The organism is Candidatus Ornithobacterium hominis, from assembly GCF_951229915.1.
Taxonomy (GTDB): domain Bacteria; phylum Bacteroidota; class Bacteroidia; order Flavobacteriales; family Weeksellaceae; genus Ornithobacterium; species Ornithobacterium hominis.
On record NZ_OX579588.1, the window covers coordinates 447,043 to 470,656 of the forward strand.

The following is a 23,614-nucleotide window of genomic DNA, read 5'->3' on the forward strand; positions in this document are numbered from 1 at the left end:
TAAAAGTTAAAGGTAATAAAATTTAAAATTTTTTAAGCCTTAAAAAAAATCATGAAAAGGAATTTTCAGTTGAATCTCTTTTTTAGCATGAATATTCAATTGTGAAACCGAAACACCCAACAATCGAATGGATTTTTCTAAGGGTTCATTTTTTAATAATCCAGATGCGGTAGAAAAAATTTCTTCCACATCGTCAGTAAAATGCTGTTGTGTGATGCTTCTGGTGATAATATTAAAGTCTTCAAACTTGATTTTCAGGGTAATCGTTTTGCCTTTCACGTTTTTTTTCTGCAATCGCTGAGCTACTTTTTCCACAATCGGCAGCAAGGCATTTTGCAAATCATTTTTTTCGGATAAATTAGATTCAAAGGTATTTTCTGCACCCACAGATTTCGCCAAGCGATTGGGGTTTACCTCGCTCAAATGAATGCCACGAGCGATGTTGTAATAATATTCGCCACGATTCCCAAAATTTAAATTCAAAAATTCTAAAGATTGATTTCGTAAATCTGCTCCTGTGAAGATCCCTAAACTTCTCATTTTCTCTGTCGTAACTTTACCAATTCCGTGGAATTTTTGAATCTTCAAAGGCAAAAGAAAATCATCAATATCTGCTTCGGTCACAGTCTTTTGTCCATTTGGTTTATTAAAATCGCTGGCAATTTTTGCCAAAAATTTATTGATAGAAATGCCAGCCGATGCCGTTAAACCTGTTTTTTCTAAAATCTTTGCCCGAATTTCTTTTGCCAAAAGCGTTGCCGAAGGCATATTTTTTTTGTTTTGCGTAACGTCTAGATAAGCCTCATCTAGCGAAAGCGGTTCTACCAAATCAGTGTATTCCAAGAAGATTTCACGAATCTGCTGAGAAACAGCTCGGTAACGGTCAAATCTTGGTTTTATAAAAATTAAATCAGGACACATTTTGGCTGCCAAAACGCTACTCATAGCACTTTTCACCCCAAATTTACGAGCCTCATAACTCGCCGCTGCCACCACGCCACGCTCGTTGCTTCCGCCCACAGCAATCGGTTTCCTTTTCAATGCAGGATTATCCAACTGCTCCACCGACGCATAAAACGCATCCATATCAATATGAATTATTTTCCTGTTGGGCATTGTGAGCGTATTGGGGAGCAAAGATATGGAGATACATTATTTTATTTGGCTTAAAATTTAAATGAAGTAATACCGTACATTATAAAGCGAGATTTATTCTTGGGTTATTAATAGTCATTAATATTTCTGTTGAACACAATTGAGATACCACTATAAAGTTTCAAATTATTTAAAACAACGGGTAGGGTAATTGTAAAATTTACAGCTCTAAGATACGATTTCTTGCAGTATTGTTATATAACTTTTTTAACCATTCATTTTTGTTGATTGTCAATGATTTGTTTATTTTTTTAACAATAGACTATCTAATGAATTTATATAAAAATTTTTTTCCTAATAAATTTAACGTTATTTTTGCGAAAAATTATATTTATGAATAGCAAATCTTTTTCACAAAATGAACCTATGGGAAGCACCGAAGTGCACACCACAGTAAATGCATCATCAAAGAAAACATTCTCTTGGTCATCTGTATTTGCTGGTACTGTAACTGTATTGGCAATCCTTTTGGTTTTAAATCTTATCGGAGTTTCTATCGGTCTTTTTAGCTTTGACCCAGCCAGCGAAAATAACCCAGCGAGTGGATTAGGAATAGGCTCTTCCATTTGGTGGATTATCACAAACATTATCGCTCTATTTTTGGGTGGTTTTGTAGCAGGGAGGCTTAGCCCTTCACTAGCAAAAGACACAGCTATAATTCATGGTTTTATCACTTGGGCACTTTATGCACTTGTAAGTGTATGGCTGATCACAAGCACGATAGGCTCTATTTTCTCTGGTCTTGGGAATCTTGTAGGTGGCATCACCAAAAGTGCGACAGGAATAGCTGCTAACGCTATTGCAGGAACTGATTTTTCTACCGATGGGAAAAGCTTTGACCTTGACTTTAACAAAGCCAAAAATGAACTACAAGCTCTCCTTAGAGATACTGAAAGAGAAGAACTTCAGTCAGAGAATCTTGAAAACAAAGTAGAAAATCTTGCTAATGATGCTGAAAACAAAGCAGAGAATGCTGCCAAAAATCCAGAACAAGCAGACACTGAAATTGATTCATTTTTTGATAGATTGAAAAATGAAGGCCGTGATGTAATAGATGCTGCAGATAAAGATGCCCTTGTGAATATCGTGAAAAACAGAACAGATATGAGCGAAGAAGAGGCAAGAAATGCTGTAGACCAATACGAAGCTAAGTTTGAAGAGCTAAAAGCTGCTGCTAAGCAAGAGTGGGAAAAAATTAAAGCAAACACAGCAGAAACTGCAGAGCAGGTAACTGACACAGCAGGTAGCTTGGCAATTTGGGCTGCAATAGCACTTATCATTGGAGCCATTGCTTCAATCTTTGGTGGGCTATATGGTTCAAAAATGAAGACCAAAACTCTTTGTGTAAGAAAATAGTAAGGCAGAACCTAATTAATCATTCAAAAATCCTTGCTAGAGCATATTTAGCAAGGATTTTTTTTGACTAAGCTGTGGAAGATTTATCATGTTTTCCTTTTTTTTAATCAATTTTCTCATCAACGGAGAATTTCTTAGTTTTGTTTATTATTACTTAGGGGGGGAGATTTTTAGATTTTTTTAATGATTGCTTTGACTTTTTTTCTCATCGATTTTTGACTAAAAAAACACTGAATTTTTTAAGGCTTAAAAAAAACACTTTTATTATGCTTATCAAAATTTTAATTATATGAAAGCTTATCTCAATTTGGTCAATCAAATTTTAAACGAAGGTGTAACTAAAACCGACCGTACTGGCACTGGCACCAAAAGTGTTTTTGGACACCAAATGAGATTTGACTTAAGTGAAGGCTTCCCACTACTTACGACTAAAAAATTGCATTTAAAATCAATTATTTATGAACTTCTTTGGTTTTTGAAAGGAGATACAAATATTCAATATTTAAACGAAAATGCTGTGAAAATCTGGGATGAATGGGCTGATGAAAAAGGAGATTTAGGCCCAGTATACGGGCACCAATGGCGTAGCTGGGCAGCCCCCAACGGCAATAGCATAGACCAAATTCAAGAAGCGGTAGAAACCATCAAAAACAAGCCCGACTCACGTAGAATTATTGTCTCTGCTTGGAATGTGGGCGAACTAGAGCAAATGGCACTGATGCCGTGCCACGCACTTTTTCAGTTTTATGTTGCTAACGGGAAATTGTCACTACAACTTTACCAGCGTAGTGCAGATGTTTTCTTAGGAGTGCCTTTTAATATAGCATCTTATGCTTTGTTGTTGAAAATGATGGCACAAGTAACTGGTTTAGAAGCTGGAGAATTTATTCATACTTTTGGCGATGCACATATTTATCTCAATCACTTGCCACAAATGCAGAAGCAGCTTGGGAGAGAGCCTAAACCTTTGCCACAGATGGAATTAAACCCTGAGGTGAAATCTATTTTTGATTTTCAATTTGAAGATTTCAAACTTAATGATTACAATCCACATCCGCACATCAAAGGGAAGGTTTCTGTTTAGATTTTTTTAAGGCTTAGAAAAATTTCTTTTAATCATGCCACATTATTGAAGGAGATTTATAATTAAATAGCCAATCCTTGAAAATAGATAAAGCTAAAGAGCTATGATATGAAATGAAATGAATGCTTGTAAGTTGTAATATTCTATTAAATTATATTTTATTAAATCAATAAATTTCGCCTGTTTTTCAGTGAAAATCAAGCTTTATTTTTTACTTTGAATATAATTTAAAGAAAATTTAAAGAAAATTTAAAGATGATTTAAAGAAAATTTAATAAAATGTTTCTGAGGCTGAATTATTAAAAAAAATCAGGCTTTCACCTGATTTTTTAGTATTCATAAATCTTCATTTACTATTTAAAACAAACCTTCGATGCTTAAATATCTTTCGCCTGTATCATAATTAAAACCTAAAACCGTTTTACCTTTGATTTCAGGTAATTTCTGGGCAATTGCTGCTAAAGTCGCTGCTGATGAAATTCCCCCCAAGATGCCTTCTTCTTTGGCAGATTTTCGGAAGAAATCAAAGGCTTCTTCTTTCGTTACTTGAATGCTTCCGTCTAATAAATCGGTGTCTAAATTTTTAGGAATAAATCCAGCTCCAATTCCTTGTATGGCGTGTCCTCCTGGTGCTTTACCACTGATGACGGGTGAATCCGTTGGCTCTACTGCATAAACTTTTAGCTGTGGGAATCTTTCTTTCAGCAATTTAGCTACGCCAGAAATGTGCCCACCAGTACCTACGCCAGTAATCAAATAATCGATACCCCCGGGGAAGTCTTCTAAAATTTCTTTTGCAGTATTTTCATAATGTGCTTTGATATTTGATGGATTCTCAAACTGAGAAGGCATCCACATATTTTCATTTTGATTTGCCATTTCGGTAGCTTTCTCTATAGCAGCTTTCATACCGCCTTCTTTTGGAGTCAAAATAAATTCAGCACCGTAAGCTGACATTAGTTTCCGCCTTTCTATAGACATTGATTCTGGCATTATCAAAATCACTTTGTAGCCTTTAACCGCACCTACCATAGAGAGTCCCACGCCAGTATTTCCACTGGTTGGTTCAATAATGGTCGTTTTTTCGGGAGAAATTTTTCCTTCTTTTTCAGCATCTTCTATCATTTGCAGAGCAATTCTGTCTTTGATGCTTCCGCCTGGGTTTGCTTTCTCTAATTTGATGTAAACTTTCGCCTCATCACCAAACAATCGATTGATTTTTACGATAGGCGTCTTGCCAATCGTTCCTAAAATGTTTTCAAATATCATATCATAAAATTTATAGGGTTATTTTCTGTTTTTATATTTTTTACTTTCGCATCAGACTTTGTGTAAACGATGGAATAGGGGTCAACACTTTTTGTCAAAAACACATTCCCACCGATGATGGAGTGATTCCCGATGATGGTACTTCCGCCCAAAATCGTCGCATTCGCATAAATCACTACGTGATCTTCTATCGTGGGGTGTCTTTTCATATTTTGCATACTCTTTTCTACCTGCATAGCACCTAGAGTCACTCCTTGGTAAATGTTTACATATTTCCCGATTTTACAAGTCTCGCCAATTACTACACCTGTTCCGTGGTCAATCAAAAACGGAACACCAATTTCTGCGGCTGGGTGAATATCAATGCCAGTTTTGCTGTGAGTATATTCTGTGAGCATTCTCGGCCAATATGTTAATTGTAATTTTTGATGAATTAAATGTGCTAAACGATAAATTGCAATTGCATAAAACCCAGGGTAGGTATGTAACACTTCGCCCAAACACTGTGCAGCGGGATCTTTTTTCAGGAACTCTTTGGCGTCTTGCAACAAATCTTGATGAACTTGTATCAAGTTTTCATACATCACAGCCGTATATTGTTCAGCATTTTCTTCAGTAATACCCACATTCAACACCAAATGCTGAAATAATTTTTTGCTCGACTGTATTCTAGAATTAATTTCCTGTTCAGATGTTTTTTGATAAGGAAAAAGAATTTGAATTAAATCATTTAGCCAATCAAATAATTTATTCTTTTCAGGCACTTTTTCGTATTCCTCCTCGTAATTTTTGATTATATTTTGAGAAAGTTCTGAACTCATATTAATAATGTTTAAGAGGAATAGGTTCTCAAACTCAATACCAATAATGAAGAATTTTTAAATAAAAAAGCGAAAAAATTGCGCTAAATTATCTAAAAATTTTTTAAGCCTTAAAAAAAATCTAAAATTTATCTGCTAAAGGTTTATAAAACTACCCCCGCCTCGCTATATTTGCAAAATGATTTGGAGAAAATTATTGGCACCACTGGCAGCGATGTATTGGGTAGTGAGCGGATTAAGAAACATATTTTATTCTATTGGAATGTTTCCTTCCAAGAAATTTAACAAAGCTGTGATTGTCGTTGGTAATTTAAATACGGGCGGAACAGGGAAGTCCCCACACACGCTTTATTTACTTAATTTTCTCAGGCAAGAATTTAAAGTCGGCATGCTTAGCCGAGGATATGGCAGGAAGACCAAAGGATTCCAAATAGCTAATTACGAATCCAATGCGAGAACGATAGGCGATGAACCGATGCAGGTTTTTAACCGATTCAAAAACAGAGTAGTGGTGGCCGTGGGCGAAGACCGTATATCGGCATTGAAAGAGATTTTCCGCCTCTTCAGGCTAGATGTCGTCGTTTTAGATGATGCTTACCAACACCGCAGGTTAAAAACTGATTTCAATCTTTTACTCACCGCTTTTGATGACCCCTACCACAAAGACTGGCCACTACCCATGGGGAATTTGAGAGAGCCCATTGCTGGCGCTTCAAGGGCGAGTGCCGTGATTGTGACCAAATGCCAGCCTGACTTGAGCATGGAAGATAAAATTAAATTTAGAAAAGATTTAAGGCTGAAAAATCATCAACATATATTCTTTTCTTCGATTATTTATAATGATGAGGTCATCTCTTTGCACCAAAATCTATCTGTAGCAGATTTAAAAGATTATAACGTCATTTTAGTTACAGGAATTGCTAATGATAAAGATTTTCTAAGCTTTGCAGAAAATCATTGCGCCAGCGTACAGCCCATGCATTACCCAGATCATTACAACTTTTCGCCAGAAGATATTAAGCAAATAGACGAAGCTTATGCAAATTTACCTGAGCCACACCTTATCTTGACGACAGAAAAAGATTACATGCGATTACGCTCAGAGCATCGAATTGTCCAAAAATTGTATTATCTTCCCATTCAAATTGAAATAGATAACCCAATTCAGTTTCAAAAATTAGTCAAAGATTATGTACAAAAATATTGAAGAAGCAGCTCAATACATTCAATCTCAAATTTCTCATCAACCCGATATTGCCATCATCTTAGGCTCAGGGCTGGGCGGACTGAAAAACGAAGTAGATATTGATTTAAAAATTTCATACCAAGATATACCACATTTTTTGAAATCTACAGTTGCAGGGCATTCAGGTGAATTAATCTTCGGCTATTTTCAAGGAAAAAAAATCTTGATGATGTCGGGCAGATTTCATTACTATGAGGGCTATGATATGAAGCAAATTACATTCCCGATACGTGTTTTTAAAAAATTAGGAATAGATAAACTTATTGTCAGCAATGCCTCGGGGGGAGTCAATAAAGCCTTTGCCCCTGGAGATGTGATGTTGATACGAGACCATATTAACTTTTTCCCTGAAAACCCATTGAGAGGGAAGAATTTAGACGAATTCGGGCCTCGTTTTCCTGATATGAGTGAACCCTATGATTTAAAATTCCTGCAAGGCTTAAAATTAGTAGCAGCAGAAAGGAATATCCCTGTTTTTGAAGGCGTTTATTTAGGTTTGCAAGGGCCGACATTTGAAACCCCAGCCGAATATGGAATGGTGCAGCGATTGGGCGCCGACGCCGTGGGAATGAGTACCGTGCCAGAAGTCATTGTAGCCAAACACCAAGGGATGCGAGTAGCGGCAATTTCTGTGATTACCGATGTGGGCGGGCCAGACTTGAAAGTTCCAGTTTCTCACGAAGAGGTTTTAAACGCTGCCAATGTAGCCATGCCCAAAGTTATTTCATTAGTCAGTGGATTTTTGAAAAATTTAGATCAGTTTTAACGGAAAAGCTGATAGAAAATAGAGCTTTTAAAGCCCAAGAATTGAAAAAATAGAAACTGCTATTGAGAAATATAAAGATTTAATCATTGAAAACTGGAAAGAATTTCACGGAGAATAAATGTTAAATAATGAAAACAATACAAAAAAACAAATTTGCATAATTCAAAAACGTGGAATACATTTGCGGGCAGGTTGAGAAAAGAGAAAAATCTCAACGGAAAATTTTAACAAAAAAATAACGAAATTTTAACAAATGAAATTTGTGAGTTTCAAAATAAAGTGTAAACACACACACACACACACACACACACAAGTAATGAGCTAAACAACTCATTATCAATAACTTATAATAAATTTTTGCTTCCCCTCGGGAGCGAACCGCAAAGCCGTGCAAGAAAATCTTGCGCGGTTTTTCTATTTTCACCTGTGTGAGAGTAGTAATTTCTTCAAAAAGAAGAGCCTCACGGGTTGGGGCTCTTTCTAAATGAAGGAGCAAAAAAAAAGTTGAAAAAAACAGCGAAAATTTAATTAAGAAAAGAATAAATCAATAAAAAATTAACCAAAAAAAATAAAACAAATGAAGAAATTATTATTTTCTTTAGCCGTGTTATCAGCGGTTGCGGTCACCGCTCAGGTGGGCATTAACACAGATACTCCACAGGCGACATTAGACATCAGCGCAAAAGACAACCAAAAAGGTGACTTGCGCATAGAAGGTGTTAAGGAGGAAAAATTTACCCAATGGCTTTTAGTTTGGGATGAAAAAGACCAAAAGGTGAAGCGTACAAGCCTCTCAGACCTCAAATGGGATATAATAATAGTAGATAATAAGAATATAAATTATATCCGCGAAACTCAGCCAGACAGAGCAGATGAGATCATCAATAAAATCAAACAATGTCCGCCAGAAAACATAATTTTTGATAAGTACTTTGGTGGTACCGGCGTATATGATTTTGTGTATTGCGCCACAACTGTAAGCGGAGACGGTTACAATAAAACATGGCTCAACCTCAACCTTGGAGCAGAATACGCCAACATCCATAGTCCTAATTTTAACCCTACCGTTAATAAAACAGGAGAAACTATCCACGACGACGAAAATCTTTATGGTTCATATTATCAATGGCAGCGAGAGAGTGATGGGCATGAGCGTAAGAATTCAGGAAAAACCATTGAAAAAGCCTATAGTTGGACAAGCATTGGCGATTCATCAAGAGGGAAGTTTATTACTTCTCAAGACGGTAACTGGGTTGAGAATGGTGAAGGTGCATCAGGTTTAGATTTAGAGTTGTGGAGAGCAGGAGTAATTAATAGCCCTTGTCCGTCTGGTTACCATGTTCCGACGCTAGAGGAGTGGCAGGAATTACTCAATGCTGTAGGAAGTAATCAAATGTGGAGACAGAATAAGTTGCCAAACCTTGCAGCTGCTGGCTACCGTCGCTATAACGATGGTTCACTGGAACGCATGGGTTCTCTCGGGTACTACTGGAGTAGCTCGGCTTACGGCAGTAGCGGCGCTCACAACATGGACTTCAGCAGTGGCAGCAGCGTTGCGTACGGCGGCTACCACCGAGCTTACGGCAACAGCGTGCGTTGCCTCAAGGATTAAGAGAGGGTATTGCGAGCCTTAACTTTATCAAAATTAAGATAAAAGCAATAAAGCTTTAATCTTAAAAAAACATAAGCATGAAAGTAAATCGTGCTTATGTTTTTTCATTTTATAGTGTTTTTAAAAAAGTTTAGAAGAAATAATTCCTTAAAACAAATGAAAATTTTTTAAGGCTTAAAAAAAATATTTGTTATGAAATGGCTTTTCTAAAAATTTTACAACTGTTCCAAAACCTCATCATCCACCAAGTTAGGAATCGTAACTTTCAGTTCTGGTGAGCGTTGCATTTCTCTTTGGATGGCAAAAAGAGCTTCATCATTTCTTGCCCAAGCTCTGCGGGCGATGCCGTTATTTACATCATAGAAGAGCATGGACTTCAAGCGTTTTTTGGCTTCGGGTGTTCCGTCCAAAAGCATTCCAAATCCACCGTTGATGACTTCTCCCCAGCCAACGCCTCCACCATTGTGAATGCTCACCCAAGTGGCTCCGCGGAAGCTGTCGCCAATCACATTGTGCATCGCCATATCTGCCGTGAATCGTGAGCCGTCATAGATGTTGCTGGTTTCTCTGTAGGGCGAATCTGTTCCGCTGACGTCGTGGTGGTCTCTACCCAAAACCACTGGTGCAGAAATTTCTCCATTGGCAATGGCTTCATTGAATGCTTGAGCGATTTTGGTTCTTCCTTCGGCATCGGCATACAAAATTCTGGCTTGTGAACCTACCACCAGTTTATTTTCTAAAGCGTGTGCTATCCACTGAATATTATCGGCCATTTGTTGCTGAATTTCTACTGGAGCTTTAGCTTTGATTTCTTGCATTACTCGCAATGCAATTTCATCAGTTTTGGCTAAATCTTCTGCTTTGCCCGAGGCGCAAACCCAACGGAACGGGCCAAATCCGTAATCAAAACACATCGGGCCTAGGATGTCTTGTACATAGCTTGGGTATTTAAATTCTTTCCCGTTTTCGCCTTTAATATCTGCTCCTGCCCGTGATGCTTCTAGCAAAAAAGCATTTCCGTAATCAAAGAAATACGTTCCTCTTTTGGCGTGGGCGTTGATGGCGTTGGCTTGTCTTCGTAAAGATTCTTCCACCAAAGCTTTGAATTTTTCTGGCTGATGAGCAATTAGCTCGTTGGCTTCTTCAAACGAAACTCCAACAGGATAATAGCCGCCAGACCATGGGTTGTGCAACGAAGTTTGGTCTGAACCTACGTGCACGTGGATATTTTCATCTAAAAACTTTTCCCAAACGTCCACCACATTTCCGTTAAAAGCGATAGAAACGACTTTCCCATTGGTTTGAGCCAATTTCACTCGTTGCACTAATTCATCCAAATCATCTATTAATTCATCCACCCAGCCTTGATCGTGGCGTTTTCTGCTCGCTGCAGGATTCACTTCAGCGCATACGGTAATACAACCTGCGATATTTCCTGCTTTGGGTTGAGCTCCAGACATTCCGCCCAAGCCAGCCGTCAAGAATAATTTGCCTTTTGGTGTTTCGTTCTGGTTTAGGATTTTTCTGAAAGCATTCATTACTGTAATTGTAGTTCCGTGCACGATTCCTTGCGGGCCGATGTACATGTAACTTCCCGCCGTCATTTGTCCGTATTGTGTAACGCCTAATGCATTGAATCTCTCCCAATCATCTGGTTGAGAGTAATTTGGGATCATCATTCCGTTGGTTACCACAACGCGTGGAGCATCTTTGTGCGAAGGGAAAACCCCCAGCGGGTGACCAGAATACATGTGCAAAGTTTGCTCATCAGTGATCTCTGAAAGATATTGCATCGTTAGCAGATATTGAGCCCAATTTTGGAACACAGCACCGTTCCCGCCATAGGTAATCAATTCATGTGGATGCTGAGCTACTGCTGGGTCTAAATTATTCTGAATCATCAGCATAATTGCCTTAGCTTGTTCTGATTTTCCAGGATATTCAGCAATATCTCTGGCTTTCATTTCATAATCTGGACGGAAACGATACATATAAATTCTGCCATAAGTATCTAATTCATCAGCAAATTCTTGAGCCAATTCTTGATGCCAATCTTTGGGGAAATATCGCAAAGCATTTTTAATGGCTAATTTTCTTTCCTCTTGGTTCAATATTTTTTTACGGACGGGGGCATGGGGAACGCTTTCGTCTCTTTTTTGTTTCGGGGGTAATTCTTTTGGGATTCCCTCTTTGATTTTATCTTGAAAAGTTGTCATATTTTTTTTAAGCCTTAAAAAATTTTTATGATTATTTTCTTTGATTATAGACTTGTCCGCTTTTCAATGTTTTCCCAGAGAAAAGCTGATCTATTGTAACTAAATGATAACCCTTAGCCTTAAGATTTTTAATCACGGTTGGCATCGCATCCACGGTAGATTTATGAATATCGTGAGCCAATAAAATTCCGTTGGGCTTCCCTTTGCTCATGCGTTCAGCCACCGTTTTGGAATTTCTGTCTTTCCAATCCAATGGGTCTAAATCCCATAGAATAATAGGTAATTTAGCTGTAGACTTCACTAAATCATTGTATGAACCATACGGCGGGCGTAAAATAGTGGGTTCCACACCTGTGATGTCTTTAATTACTTTATTGGTATCAAAAATTTGATGCTCAATTCCTGAGCGGCTTAATTTCTTTAAATCTTTGTGGTCCCAGCTGTGGTTCCCGATTTGGTGACCTTCTGCATGGATACGCTGAATCGTATTTTGCTGAATTTTAGCCGATTTCCCTAAAACAAAAAAAGTAGCTTTAGCTTCGTTTTCCTTCAAAATATCCAGCAACTGAGGTGTGTAATTTGATGGCCCATCATCAAAAGTCAAGGCAACGCACGGCACTTCTCCACAATCTATATCATCCGTGGGTAAGACTTGTGTAATTGTGGTTTGTTCTGTTTCATATTCCTCTTTTTTTGGCTGAATGTGCAATAGAGATTGATAGTTTGGACTTAATAAATCGCTGTATTCATCAGGACTTAAAGTTACCTCAAGCGCTCCTAAATCGCCTGAAGAGATTTGATATTTATTGAAATAAATTTTTAAATTTCCAGATTCATCCCAAGAAAAAGCATTATAATTTTCATCATTAGCTACAGTACCTTGCTGAAAAGTTTCAATATTATTTTCCCACATCACTTTTTTATCTTTTTCAGTTAGATTTTGGCTGATTTTTTCTTTGATGTTTTTTTCAGCTTTAGCTTGAATTGTATTGACTATTTTTTTGAAATTTTCTCTCGGAAATAAATCAGAAAAAATAATCAATTTTTCATTTTTCACATCATAAACGTGCGTGAAATATTGATGGTTGTAATTATTGCCCAAAGACGTATTTCTTTCAATCAAAAAAGAAAGAAAACGAGTGTTTTTATCAATAATTTCAAAATGCTGAACGAAATCAATGCCAGACGGAGCGTTTGCATTAATGTCTTTGGTAGCTTCTTTAAATTCATTTAAATATGATTGAACAAAATTTTCTTCATTTTCGTTAACGAACGAATAAAAAGTTTTAGCAAAAGAAGCATGAAAAAGATTTTTTTCCTTTGAGCCTTCAGAGCCTACTTGCAATTTTTTGATTTGAATGCTATCGGTTAATTGTTGTAAATCAATATGTTCTGTTAATATAATTTTATCAGGAGCATTGTTTTCAACTGTGTTTTTGCAGCCAAAAGTGATGGCTAAAAATGAAAAGATTAATAATGTGTTTCTCATAGAATTTATTGATAATTTTGAATTGTTTTAAAAATTTTAATTCACAAAAACTTTTTCGCCATTGATGTAAACCATTTCTGGCAATAAACGTCCTTGTTGATAGGTGATTTCTTGATAGTTATCCGCGTCAAAAATAGTGAAATTGGCTTGATTTCCTTCTATCAAACTCCCAAATTTTTCAGCCCGCAAAGCGTAAGCAGCTCTGGCAGTAACCCCAGCCAAAACCTCGGCATTGCTCAATTTTTGGAAACTTGCTAAAATCGCAGCTTGTGCAATTATATTTCCCTGTGGAGCGGAACCTGGATTCCAGTCGGAGGCAATCGCCAAACAAGCTCCAGCATCCAACAATGCACGAGCTGGCGTGAACGGACACCCCAAGCCCAGTGAAGCTCCTGGTAAAGCGGTAGCTACTGTATCTGAATTGGCTAAAAGCTCAATTTCCTTGGCTGTGCTCACCTCCAAGTGGTCGGCACTCACGGCACCAACTTGCACAGCAATTTCGCTCCCTCCCGTTGAAAATTGGTCGGCATGCACCGTAATATCAAAACCTAAATCTTTAGCTTTTTCAAAATACGGAATCGTAACTTTGGCATCAAACGCTTCTTCTTCTATAAAAGCGTCTATCCTTTTCGTTAAATTTTCTTCAACTAAAATCGGAAACAATTCATTTTCAATTGATTCCAAGTATTGTTGATGCGTTCCGTCAAAATCTTTAGGCAGAGTATGAGCAGCCAAACAAGTGGAAATCAAATTTTGCTTCGTATACTGATTGGCTTCTTTGATGGCACGTAACATTTTCAGTTCAGATTCCACCGAAAGCCCATAGCCACTTTTCACCTCAACGGTGGTGATGCCTTGTTTTAATAAATAATCTGCTCTTTTGATGATGATTTGAGCTAATTCCTCTTGGCTGGCTTTTCGGGTATTTAGCACGGTGCTCCAGATTCCGCCGCCTTCTTTGGCGATGTCTAAATAGGATTTTCCTGCATTTCTCATCGCAAAATCTTTAGCGCGCGTTCCACCCCAGCAAATGTGCGTATGGCTATCTACAAAACCAGGTAAAGCTACTTTTTTACCTGTGATTTTCACGATTTCAGCCTCAGGATTTTGAGATTTTAATACATCAAAATCATCAATGATTTGAATTTTTTCTTTATCTATTAAAATTCCTGCATTGGTTTTAATTTCAAGTTGTTCGTCTTTCAATGCTCCTTTCAAAGGTAAATCAGACATTGTTAAAACCTGTGCAAACGGACCAATAAGTTTCATTTTTTTATTTTTTTAAATTTCCTTTTTGAATCAATTTAATTCCCTTTTCTATATATTCACCAAAAAATTCGTCTTTTTCAAAAAACGGAACAATTTCTCTCACTTTTGAATGAATTTTTTCTAAAATTGGTGAAGTTTTCAACGGACGGTTAAAATCTAAAGCTTGACAAGCTGTGAGCAGTTCTATCGCTTGAATTTTTTCTACATTATCTAAAATCATATGCAATTTTCTGCCCGAAATGCTTCCCATACTCACATGGTCTTCTTGCCCCATAGAGGTTGGCACAGAATCTCCGCTGGCGGGGAAAAGCAAGGATTTGTTTTCGGTAACCAAGGCTGCCGTGGTGTATTGCCAAATCATAAAACCAGAATTCAAACCTGTTTCTTTCAGCAATAATTTGGGTTGACCAACTTTTTCGCCTTCTAAGCTTAAGTAAACTCTTCTATCAGCTATGTTTCCTAATTCTGCGGTAGCTAAAGCTGCGTAATCCAAAACCATTGCCAAGGGTTGCCCATGGAAATTTCCGCCAGAAATTGCTTCTCCGTCAAGGGTAATAATGGGGTTATCCGTTACGGCATTTAATTCAATTTCAGTCAGTTCCTTCAAGTGTTTCCAAGCATTTCTACTCGCTCCGTGGACTTGCGGCATACAACGCAAAGAGTAGGGGTCTTGTACTCTATCGCAATTTTTGTGCGAAGCTGGAATTTCTGAATCGGCTAAGTAATTTCTTAAATTTTCTGCCACTTGTTGAGTGCCCTCATACGGACGAATTTCATGCAATTCTTTTTTGAAAGGCGAAGTAGAACCTTTTAATGCATCTAGCATCAACGCACCGATTAAATCAGCGTTTTCTAAAGTGTCTCCCATTCGGTGAACACCCCAAACGGCGTGGGCTAAAATAAATTGCGTTCCGTTAATCAAAGCCAAACCTTCTTTTGCTCCTAAATCAATCGGTTTTAAATTCAATTCTTGATATACTTTTTCTGTAGCAACAATTTCATTTTTGAATTTCACTTTTCCAAGACCAATCAATGGCAAAAATAAATGTGAAAGCGGAGCTAAATCACCCGATGCACCAACAGAGCCTTGCGCTGGAACTTGTGGCAAAATATCATTTTCAAACAAAAATTGGATTCTCTCTACGGTTTGCAATTGAATGCCAGAAAAGCCCTTGGAGAGTGCGTGTAATTTGGTTAAAAGCATTAATCTCACCAAGTTATCTTCCAATGGATTTCCTACGCCAACAGCATGAGATTTCAAAATATTTTCTTGCAGTTTACGCGTTTCTTCTTTAGTGATTTTCACTGTGCAAAGCGGGCCAAAACCAGTATTTATGCCGTAAACCGTTTGGTCTGAATTGACAATATTTTCAACACGTTGTGCAGATTCATTGATGATTTGTTTGGATTTTTCTGTCAAAAGAATTCCTTTCTCTTTACGAATAATTTGAATGCAAGTTTCAACATTTAAATTTTCTTCGCCTAGCTTAAATGGTTGATTCATTATTTTCTTTTTTTGAGCCTAAAGTTAAAAATACAATTATTCAATGAAAATTTTGAGCCAAAAAATGCGACGTTTGGGCAACTTTAGTTTAACTAAAAATTTTAGTTTTAAATTTTAAAGAATTGATTGAGCTTAAAATATGCTTTTTGAGCTTAAGATGAAAAAAATGTTAGCAAAAAAATAAAGCTTTATAAAAATTTCTATCGGCTAAAAATGCTTGAAAATTTTTTAAGCCTTAAAAAAAAGCTAGTAATTTATAAATAACGTTCTAAATGCTCAAGAATTGATAAATTAATCACTAAAAAAATCTAAATCTTCTCAAAACGGAAGTTTTCGCCCAAATAAACCCGACGAACATCAGGGTCGTTTGCTAATTCTTCTGGGCTTCCTTCTTTTAGTATTCGTCCTTCAAACATGATGTAAGTTTTATCTGTAATAGCTAAAGTTTGCTGAACGTTATGGTCTGTAATTAAGATACCTATATTCTTTTTCACCAGTGAACGCACAATTTTTTGAATATCTTCTACCGCAATCGGGTCGACCCCAGCAAAAGGCTCGTCTAATAAAATGAACTTAGGATCAACGGCCAATGCACGTGCTATTTCAGTTCTTCTGCGTTCGCCTCCCGAGAGTAAATCGCCACGATTATGGCGTACGTGTTCTAAGCCAAATTCTGCAATCAACTCATCGCGGCGGGTGATTCTTTCTTTTTTAGAAAGTTTCATCATCTCTAGCACGCTCATGATGTTATCTTCTACCGATAGTTTTCTGAAGACAGAAGCTTCTTGTGCCAAGTAGCCGATTCCCTTTTGGGCTCGGCGATACATGGCGTTTCTAGTAATGTTATCATCATTTAAGAAAACTTTACCCTCGGTTGGTTTTATCAAGCCTACAATCATATAAAAAGTCGTTGTTTTACCAGCACCGTTTGGCCCTAGTAAACCGATAATCTGCCCTTGCTCCACACTGAGCGAGACATCTTTTACAACTCTTTTTTTACCGTAGTTTTTAATTAAGTTTTCTCCTTTTAGTATCATTTCAATCCCAAAAATATTTAATTAAAATTAATTCTTCTCAATATTTGAATGAATAATTCTTTAAAATACTATATTTGTTAATATGCATTGTTATGTAAAAATATTTTTTTTCTCTGTGTTTTTGGCTTTTTCTGAATATACAAGTAAATATACAAGTGAATATACAAGCGTAAACAAAATAAATCAATCAGCAGCTGAAATGATGATTTCTGTGACGACAAGAAATATGGAAGAGTTAAATTGGATTTTAGAAAATAAAATTCCTCTAAATAAAATGATTGCTTTTACAGGAACTAAAATTTCTACCTTAGAGTTTTCCCTAACGCTTGAAAATACACCCAACAACGTAGGAACTTTGGGTGACTTTTCTCGCCCTTTAGAAGTTTATAAAACCTTTTACCCATAATGCAAACATATCCATTGCAAAATACTGGAGTCTCGAGATTAATCCAAGATTTTCTAAACGAATCCCCTGACTTGAAAAACTTTTACACTCAAAAAGTAAGCCGTGAGAGTTTGATGCAGCAGGCCAAAGTTAAAACTAAAAGTTATAAAAACCGAGCAGTTCTTACGCAGGTTTTATCTGCTCAAAACCAAATTCTTACAGCTAAGCAGCAAAAAAATTTAAAGGCTTTAGAAAATCCAAATGCCGTTACGGTGACAACTGGGCATCAATTAAATTTAGCAACTGGGCCACTTTATTTTATTTATAAAATTTTGCACACGGTGAAAATGTGTGAGGAAATGAACCGAAGCCAAGAGCAATTCACGTTTGTTCCGATTTTTTGGATGGCGACGGAAGATCATGATTTTGAGGAAATAAACCATTTTAGTACCTACCAATCGACCTACCGCTGGCAGCGAGAAAGCGGTGGCTTTGTAGGGGAAATGGGAACCGACGGGGTTTTAGCTGTTTTTACCGAATTTTTCAAAGGCTTAGAAAAAAATCAAGCGGCTAAGAATTTAGAAAAAATGATAACCAAGGCTTATCAGAAAAAAGATTTAGCCGCATCAACACGGTTTCTGGTGCAGGAATTACTGGGCGAATGGGGTGTTTTAATTTTAGATGCTAATCACCCTGAATTGAAAAGATTAGCAATACCTTATTTTGAGAAAGAGTTGAGAAATCAATTGGCGCAAGAAGCCGTGCAAGCGACCAATCACCAACTGAGTAAATATAAGGAACAGGCTTTTGCCCGAGAAATCAATTTGTTTTATTCAGAAAATGGGAAAAGAGAAAGAATTGACTTTGAAGATGGCGTTTACTTTTTGGTTGATAGTTTAAAGAAATTTGAGGGTGATGAAATTTTTAAAGCCTTAGAAAATTCTCCCGAAAAATTTAGCCCCAATGTGATCCTGCGTCCGCTGTACCAAGAGATTATTTTGCCCAATGTTTGCTACATAGGCGGTGGCGGAGAAATATCTTATTGGCTACAGCTTAAGCGAATGTTTGCACAATTTGAGATTGAATTCCCGCTCATTATGCTCCGAAATTCTTTTCTGATTTTAACTAGAAATCAGTGTGAAAAAGCTACAAAATTTGGGATTTTACCTCAGCACCTTTTTAGTTCTATATCAGAATTGAAGAGCGAATGGGTAAAGCAACAGACAGATTTGTTTGAAGTTTTAGAAAATTTAAAAGAAAGCATCGAGCAAAAATTTTTTAAGGCTTCAGAAATTGCGGAGAAAACTGATGATACGTTTCGGCAAATGCTTTTGGCTCAGCAACAAAAACAGCTCAATGGCTATGAGAAAATGAAAAAAAGACTGCAAAAAGCGGAAGAAAAAAGATTGAGGAGTAAGATTCGTAGACTGGAGAATTTGTATGAAATTATGTTTCCTAGTGGGACTTGGCAGGAACGGAAAATTAATTTTTCTGTTTTTTATCAAAAATATGGTGAAAATTTCTTTGAAGCGGTGTATGAAAGTTTAGATGCTTTTGAATCAAATTTTGTTGTAAAATGTTTTGATTATTAGCGTCTGAATGAGTTTTAATGGATTGAAATTTAAAGCAAGGGAAGGAAGTAGTTGTTTTTTTGGAAAAGCGCTAAAATTTAAACAGAGCTTAAAGATAAAATAAATTGTATTTTTGCGTAAAATATACTTTTGAATGAAAAAGATAGTTTTGCCTTTGTTTTTTTTGATTTCAGTTTTGATGTTGGGGCAGACAAGAACGCACAATGTCCAAGCAAAAGAGACGATATATGGCTTAAGTAAACGATATAAAATTACGCAAGAAGCGCTGAAAAAAGCAAATCCTTTTTTGTATAAACGCCAATTGCAAAAAGGTGATGTGCTCACAATCCCTGGGAATAGCGATAATGCCCCTAAGGTGGTAGATACACCACAGCAAATACAAGAGGAGCATAAGCCAAAATTTAAGAATTACCAAGATGATGAGTTCTATTATCGTGTGATAGAGCCTAAAGAAAATTTGTACTCGCTGGCAAAGGAATATCAGACTTCGCAAGAAACAATAAAGAGTTTGAATCCATTTTTAGAAAAGCGAGGTTTGCAGGTAGGAGATGTTTTGAGGATTCCGAAGGAAAAAGTTTTAACAAATCAAGAAAATCCAAAAGGCTTGCATAAAGTGAACCCTGGAGAGACAGTATATACGATTGCCAAAAAAAATAATCTGGAGCCAGCCGATGTCTATGCAGCTAATCGTGATTTGCAAAAAGAAAGTTTAAAGGCGGAAGAGTATATCAAAATCCCAGAGAAAAAACGAGTTACCTTTGAGAATAATCAATTTAAGCATAAAGTTCAGCCCAAGGAAACTATTTTTTCGATTTTAAGAAAATACGATATTACACTGACGGAACTTTTGGAGAGTAATCCAGCTCTTAGCAATGGACTAAAAAGTGGAATGACGCTAGAAATTCCTATAGTAAAAGGAGCAAATTTGGCAGACCTAAATCTAGAGCAAATGGAGCTAAAAGATTATGATGCCTCTAAAGATGAGCAAATTAATGTAGCTCTGATTCTTCCGTTTTATTTAAATCAGCCAAATTCTTACAAAGGAGAACGCCAAGTTGCGAAAGAATTTTATATGGGAGCGCAAGTAGCGCTTGATGAGTTGATAAAAAGAGGGAAAAAGATTAATGTGAAAATTGTGGATAGCGAAAATAGCAATACGACTGTAGATCAATTCATTAAATCCAATGAGATTTATAAATATGATGCACTCATAGGGCCGTTTTTTCAAGATGGGTTGTTACATACGGCACAGACTTTAGAAAAGTTGAATATTCCAATTTTCTCTCCAGTAGTCAATACAGAGATATTGGAGCAGTTTGAAAATATTTATTTACCGACGCCGAGGGATCAATATTCGGCAGATATAATTGCTGAAGAAATAGCGAAAAGATATCAAGGGGAACCAATTCAATTATTGACTACTAGCGGAGAAAAAAATGTAGCAGAATATTTGAAGTCAAAATTGATTAAAACACTGAAAACCAATAGGGTAGAGGTTATTACCAACGCTGATTATATAACTTTAGATAAAGAGATGGTTTCAGGTAAAGATGAGAATGGTAACGAAACAAAAGTTGAGATAACGAAACCCGCCATTGCAGTTTTGGTGTCTGAAGATAATGCGTTGGGTAGAAGTTATATTGATAATTTGCTAAATCAAGATTTAGATAAAATCAAGGGATATAGCGTGTTCTTTGTGCCAGCGATAGACGTTTTTGATGCCTCAAATGTTACCACAATTAATAAACTGAAGAAAATTAATTTTGTATATACAGCAAGCCGAATGATTAACAGCTTCGGGCAATCAGAGAAAGAAGTTTTAAATGCTTTTGACGAGAAATTCTGTCAATTACCAACCAAATATATGGCGATGGGATACGATATTATGTTTGATGTTGTTGACCGAATGAATAGGAATGGTTTTATATCTGATTTTGATGCTAAACGAGTAGAAACACGCTTGTCAGGTAAGTTTAGTTACGAACAAAGTGAAAAAGGAAAGGCAAAATTAAATAAGGCGATCAGGATTATTCGTTTAAATTAAAATTTTTAAAACTCCAAAAAAACCGTTCTTTTTTAATTTTAAAAGGGATGAATTTTTTATTTTAGTTACCCCAACAATCGTGTTTAAATGAGTGAAAAAACATCAAAAGCGACGCCTTTAATGAAGCAGTACAATGGGATAAAATCTAAATATCCTGATGCTATTTTGTTGTTTAGAGTAGGAGATTTTTATGAAACCTTTGGTGAAGATGCCATAAAAACATCAAAAATTTTAGATATTGTCTTGACGAAACGAGCCAATGGTTCCTCTCACACAGAACTTGCTGGCTTCCCATATCATTCGTTAGACAGTTACTTGCCAAAATTAGTACGTGCCGGCTATCGTGTTGCCGTGTGTGACCAGCTAGAAGACGCTTCACAAGCAAAAAAAATCGTAAAAAGAGGCGTTACAGAACTGGTAACACCTGGTGTGGCACTTAATGACCAAGTGATAGGATCTTCTCGTAATAATTTTTTAATGGCGATTCATGCACAAAAGAATCAATTTGGTGTCGCTTTATTAGATATTTCTACGGGGGAATTTTTCTTGCAAGAGGGAAATCAAGAGGAAGTTTTAAAATTAATTCAAAATTTTTCTCCAAATGAAATAATCTACCAAAAACACCAAAAAATAGACTTTATTCCCCCACACATCAGCCTCTTTGGCTTAGATGATTGGGCCTTTCAATATAGTTTTGGCTATGAAAAATTAACACAACATTTCAAGACTAAATCACTCAAAGGTTTTGGAGTAGAGGATATGAATGAGAGCATTGTAGCTGCTGGGGCTGTTATGGCTTATTTGGATGAGACGCATCATTTTGAATTGCAGCACATCAATGTATTACAGCGTATTATTAATCAAAAATACGTTTGGTTAGATGCCTTTACCGTACGGAATTTAGAACTATTCAATTCACCTCACCCAGATTCTGTTTCTTTGTTGGATGTTCTAAATCATACACTTACGCCCATGGGGTCACGTTTAGTCCGACGTTGGATTGCCTTGCCACTCAACGACCAGAAAATGATAGAAGCAAGGCTCAACACGGTAGATTATTTATTAGAAAACAGCGATGTAAGCCTAAGTCTGGCGGAATCTTTGAAAAATATTGCAGATCTAGAAAGATTGTGCTCCAAGATTGCTACGGGGAAAATAACACCGAAACAATTAACGCAGTTAACCGATTCACTATTCGCTGTTCAAGAAATTTCAGATAACATCCCATCAGATTATTTGCAAAAAAAGAATCTTATCCCGATTAAACCCAATACGCTGTCTCAGCTTCGGGAAGCCTTGGTAGAAAGCTTGTCTGATGACCCACCTCATTTCATCAACAAAGGAAATGTAATACGAAAAGGCGTTTCACAAGAGCTAGATGAGCTGCGAAAAATTTTGGAAGGCGCAGAAAATTTTATGGAAGAAATGCGCTTACGTGAAATAGAAAATACAAGGATTTCAAATTTGAAAATAAACTTTAATAATGTCTATGGATATTATATAGAAGTAAGAAATACACATAAAAGTAAAGTGCCCAAAAACTGGATACGAAAGCAAACCTTGGTGAACGCAGAACGCTACATCACTCCAGAATTAAAAGATTATGAAGATAAAATTTTAGGAGCGGAAGAGAAAATCCTTCAATTAGAAACACAACTTTTTCAGGATTTGATTCAGCAAGTTATGCCTAAAATACCTGAAATTCAGAAAATTGCAAAAACGGTAGCTGAACTTGATTGCCTGTTGAATTTTGCCAATTTGGCACAGAAAAATCATTACGTTAAACCCAAAATAAGCTCCAATCCTGCACTGCAAATCATCGATGGGCGCCACCCCGTGATAGAACAACAGCTGCCAACGGAGTCGCCATACATTGCCAACAGTATTTATTTAGACGACAAAGAACAGCAAATAGTGATGATTACAGGCCCCAATATGTCGGGTAAAAGTGCCTTACTTCGGCAAACAGCTCTCATAGTACTCATGGCACAGATGGGTTGTTATGTACCTGCTAAATCTGCAGAAATCAGTTTGGTCGATAAAATCTTCACACGTGTGGGTGCTTCAGACAATATTTCGCAAGGTGAAAGTACCTTTATGGTAGAAATGAATGAAACAGCACAAATCCTAAATTCTGTTACAGGAAAAAGCTTAATTGTTTTAGACGAAATTGGACGTGGAACAAGCACTTACGATGGGATTTCTATCGCTTGGGCTATTACAGAGTACTTGCATCAGCATTCGGGAAAACCCAAAACGCTATTTGCAACACATTACCATGAGCTGAATGAAATGGCAAAGAGTTTTGAACGAATTAAAAATTATAATGTCAGCATCAAAGAAACCAAAAACAAGATTTTGTTTCTCAGGAAATTACAGCCTGGGGGTAGCGAGCATAGTTTTGGAATTCATGTGGCAGAAATGGCAGGAATGCCACGCTCAGTGGTGAAGAGAGCAAATGAGATTCTAAAAGTTTTAGAAAATTCGCACGGCGGAGACCAGCTAAACAAAAAAACGAAAAAATTAACACAGGAGAATATGCAATTGAGTTTTTTTCAGCTGGACGACCCAATTTTAGAAAGCATTAGAGATGAGATACGTGATACCGATATCGATACACTGACACCCGTGGAAGCTCTAATGAAATTAAATGAAATTAAGAAAAAATTAGGTTTCTGAGAATGAAATCTTGCCCACCTTTTTCATTAAAATTTTTTAAGCCTTAAAAAAAAATAAAAATATGAAATCTAAAAATTGAGGCTAAGTTTA

General features: G+C 36.7%; 17 protein-coding genes. 9 read left to right on the forward strand and 8 right to left on the reverse strand.

Going from position 1 to position 23,614, the window contains the following annotated elements; all coding sequences use genetic code 11:
- Nucleotides 1-39 precede the first annotated feature (39 nt).
- The gene (gene dinB / locus QOX03_RS02060) at nucleotides 40-1,116 is read right to left on the reverse strand and encodes a DNA polymerase IV (protein ID WP_283671302.1); all 1,077 of its coding nucleotides are present in this window, start codon (nucleotides 1,114-1,116) and stop codon (nucleotides 40-42) included.
- 372 nt (nucleotides 1,117-1,488) lie between these two features.
- Here dinB and QOX03_RS02065 point away from each other — a divergent pair, with 372 nt between their 5' ends.
- On the forward strand, nucleotides 1,489-2,511 hold the full coding sequence (locus QOX03_RS02065) for a TIGR04086 family membrane protein (protein ID WP_283671303.1): 1,023 nt from the start codon (nucleotides 1,489-1,491) through the stop codon (nucleotides 2,509-2,511).
- Between the two features lie 289 nt (nucleotides 2,512-2,800).
- Nucleotides 2,801-3,595: a thymidylate synthase gene (locus QOX03_RS02070; RefSeq protein WP_283671304.1), complete on the forward strand. Its 795-nt coding sequence runs from the start codon at nucleotides 2,801-2,803 to the stop codon at nucleotides 3,593-3,595.
- A gap of 357 nt (nucleotides 3,596-3,952) precedes the next feature.
- On the opposite strand, the gene cysK is transcribed toward QOX03_RS02070, so the two are convergent.
- Nucleotides 3,953-4,864, reverse strand: a complete 912-nt coding sequence (gene cysK / locus QOX03_RS02075) for a cysteine synthase A (protein ID WP_283671305.1) — start codon at nucleotides 4,862-4,864, stop codon at nucleotides 3,953-3,955.
- Nucleotides 4,861-5,685 (reverse strand): serine O-acetyltransferase, encoded by an 825-nt coding sequence (locus QOX03_RS02080; RefSeq protein ID WP_283671306.1) that lies wholly within the window; start codon nucleotides 5,683-5,685, stop codon nucleotides 4,861-4,863. The genes cysK and QOX03_RS02080 overlap by 4 nt, the downstream gene beginning before the upstream one ends.
- 178 nt (nucleotides 5,686-5,863) lie before the next feature.
- On the opposite strand from QOX03_RS02080, the gene lpxK reads away from it, so the two are divergent.
- The 3 genes from lpxK to QOX03_RS02095 all read left to right on the forward strand — a co-directional run bounded on the left by lpxK (nucleotide 5,864) and on the right by QOX03_RS02095 (nucleotide 9,309).
- Nucleotides 5,864-6,892 (forward strand): tetraacyldisaccharide 4'-kinase, encoded by a 1,029-nt coding sequence (gene lpxK / locus QOX03_RS02085; RefSeq protein WP_283671307.1) that lies wholly within the window; start codon nucleotides 5,864-5,866, stop codon nucleotides 6,890-6,892.
- Nucleotides 6,876-7,697 carry a purine-nucleoside phosphorylase gene (locus QOX03_RS02090; RefSeq protein ID WP_119058201.1) on the forward strand — a complete coding sequence of 274 codons (822 nt, stop codon included), beginning with the start codon at nucleotides 6,876-6,878 and terminating at the stop codon, nucleotides 7,695-7,697. The genes lpxK and QOX03_RS02090 overlap by 17 nt, the downstream gene beginning before the upstream one ends.
- 577 nt (nucleotides 7,698-8,274) lie before the next feature.
- Nucleotides 8,275-9,309: an FISUMP domain-containing protein gene (locus QOX03_RS02095; protein ID WP_283671308.1), complete on the forward strand. Its 1,035-nt coding sequence runs from the start codon at nucleotides 8,275-8,277 to the stop codon at nucleotides 9,307-9,309.
- A 215-nt stretch (nucleotides 9,310-9,524) separates the two neighbouring features.
- Here QOX03_RS02095 and hutU read toward each other — a convergent pair whose 3' ends face one another.
- The 5 genes from hutU to lptB form a co-directional block, all read right to left on the reverse strand.
- Nucleotides 9,525-11,525 carry a urocanate hydratase gene (hutU, locus tag QOX03_RS02100; protein WP_283671309.1) on the reverse strand — a complete coding sequence of 667 codons (2,001 nt, stop codon included), beginning with the start codon at nucleotides 11,523-11,525 and terminating at the stop codon, nucleotides 9,525-9,527.
- Between the two features lie 31 nt (nucleotides 11,526-11,556).
- Nucleotides 11,557-13,014: a polysaccharide deacetylase family protein gene (locus QOX03_RS02105; RefSeq protein WP_283671310.1), complete on the reverse strand. Its 1,458-nt coding sequence runs from the start codon at nucleotides 13,012-13,014 to the stop codon at nucleotides 11,557-11,559.
- 36 nt (nucleotides 13,015-13,050) lie between these two features.
- Nucleotides 13,051-14,283, reverse strand: a complete 1,233-nt coding sequence (gene hutI / locus QOX03_RS02110) for an imidazolonepropionase (protein WP_283671311.1) — start codon at nucleotides 14,281-14,283, stop codon at nucleotides 13,051-13,053.
- Between the two features lie 4 nt (nucleotides 14,284-14,287).
- Nucleotides 14,288-15,787 carry a histidine ammonia-lyase gene (gene hutH / locus QOX03_RS02115; protein ID WP_283671312.1) on the reverse strand — a complete coding sequence of 500 codons (1,500 nt, stop codon included), beginning with the start codon at nucleotides 15,785-15,787 and terminating at the stop codon, nucleotides 14,288-14,290.
- A gap of 308 nt (nucleotides 15,788-16,095) precedes the next feature.
- On the reverse strand, nucleotides 16,096-16,824 hold the full coding sequence (gene lptB / locus QOX03_RS02120) for an LPS export ABC transporter ATP-binding protein (RefSeq protein WP_119058208.1): 729 nt from the start codon (nucleotides 16,822-16,824) through the stop codon (nucleotides 16,096-16,098).
- 82 nt (nucleotides 16,825-16,906) lie between these two features.
- On the opposite strand from lptB, the gene QOX03_RS02125 reads away from it, so the two are divergent.
- From QOX03_RS02125 to mutS, 4 genes are all read left to right on the forward strand, one after another.
- Complete coding sequence (locus tag QOX03_RS02125) at nucleotides 16,907-17,230, forward strand: hypothetical protein (RefSeq protein WP_283671313.1); 324 nt, start codon at nucleotides 16,907-16,909, stop codon at nucleotides 17,228-17,230.
- The gene (bshC, locus tag QOX03_RS02130) at nucleotides 17,230-18,801 is read left to right on the forward strand and encodes a bacillithiol biosynthesis cysteine-adding enzyme BshC (RefSeq protein WP_283671314.1); all 1,572 of its coding nucleotides are present in this window, start codon (nucleotides 17,230-17,232) and stop codon (nucleotides 18,799-18,801) included. The genes QOX03_RS02125 and bshC overlap by 1 nt, the downstream gene beginning before the upstream one ends.
- A gap of 133 nt (nucleotides 18,802-18,934) precedes the next feature.
- A complete protein-coding gene (locus QOX03_RS02135; RefSeq protein WP_283671315.1) occupies nucleotides 18,935-20,845 on the forward strand; it encodes an amino acid ABC transporter substrate-binding protein in 1,911 nt (636 codons plus the stop codon).
- An 87-nt stretch (nucleotides 20,846-20,932) separates the two neighbouring features.
- Nucleotides 20,933-23,524 (forward strand): DNA mismatch repair protein MutS, encoded by a 2,592-nt coding sequence (mutS, locus tag QOX03_RS02140; protein ID WP_119058212.1) that lies wholly within the window; start codon nucleotides 20,933-20,935, stop codon nucleotides 23,522-23,524.
- The last annotated feature ends 90 nt before the right edge of the window (nucleotides 23,525-23,614 follow it).

Excerpts from the sequence above, each read along its gene's own strand:
- dinB (WP_283671302.1), bottom strand. The coding sequence starts at position 1,116 with ATGCCCAACAGGAAAATAATTCATATTGATATGGATGCGTTTTATGCG.
- QOX03_RS02065 (WP_283671303.1), top strand. The coding sequence starts at position 1,489 with ATGAATAGCAAATCTTTTTCACAAAATGAACCTATGGGAAGCACCGAA.
- QOX03_RS02070 (WP_283671304.1), top strand. The coding sequence starts at position 2,801 with ATGAAAGCTTATCTCAATTTGGTCAATCAAATTTTAAACGAAGGTGTA.
- cysK (WP_283671305.1), bottom strand. The coding sequence starts at position 4,864 with ATGATATTTGAAAACATTTTAGGAACGATTGGCAAGACGCCTATCGTA.
- QOX03_RS02080 (WP_283671306.1), bottom strand. The coding sequence starts at position 5,685 with ATGAGTTCAGAACTTTCTCAAAATATAATCAAAAATTACGAGGAGGAA.
- lpxK (WP_283671307.1), top strand. The coding sequence starts at position 5,864 with ATGATTTGGAGAAAATTATTGGCACCACTGGCAGCGATGTATTGGGTA.
- QOX03_RS02090 (WP_119058201.1), top strand. The coding sequence starts at position 6,876 with ATGTACAAAAATATTGAAGAAGCAGCTCAATACATTCAATCTCAAATT.
- QOX03_RS02095 (WP_283671308.1), top strand. The coding sequence starts at position 8,275 with ATGAAGAAATTATTATTTTCTTTAGCCGTGTTATCAGCGGTTGCGGTC.
- hutU (WP_283671309.1), bottom strand. The coding sequence starts at position 11,525 with ATGACAACTTTTCAAGATAAAATCAAAGAGGGAATCCCAAAAGAATTA.
- QOX03_RS02105 (WP_283671310.1), bottom strand. The coding sequence starts at position 13,014 with ATGAGAAACACATTATTAATCTTTTCATTTTTAGCCATCACTTTTGGC.
- hutI (WP_283671311.1), bottom strand. The coding sequence starts at position 14,283 with ATGAAACTTATTGGTCCGTTTGCACAGGTTTTAACAATGTCTGATTTA.
- hutH (WP_283671312.1), bottom strand. The coding sequence starts at position 15,787 with ATGAATCAACCATTTAAGCTAGGCGAAGAAAATTTAAATGTTGAAACT.
- lptB (WP_119058208.1), bottom strand. The coding sequence starts at position 16,824 with ATGATACTAAAAGGAGAAAACTTAATTAAAAACTACGGTAAAAAAAGA.
- QOX03_RS02125 (WP_283671313.1), top strand. The coding sequence starts at position 16,907 with ATGCATTGTTATGTAAAAATATTTTTTTTCTCTGTGTTTTTGGCTTTT.
- bshC (WP_283671314.1), top strand. The coding sequence starts at position 17,230 with ATGCAAACATATCCATTGCAAAATACTGGAGTCTCGAGATTAATCCAA.
- QOX03_RS02135 (WP_283671315.1), top strand. The coding sequence starts at position 18,935 with ATGAAAAAGATAGTTTTGCCTTTGTTTTTTTTGATTTCAGTTTTGATG.
- mutS (WP_119058212.1), top strand. The coding sequence starts at position 20,933 with ATGAGTGAAAAAACATCAAAAGCGACGCCTTTAATGAAGCAGTACAAT.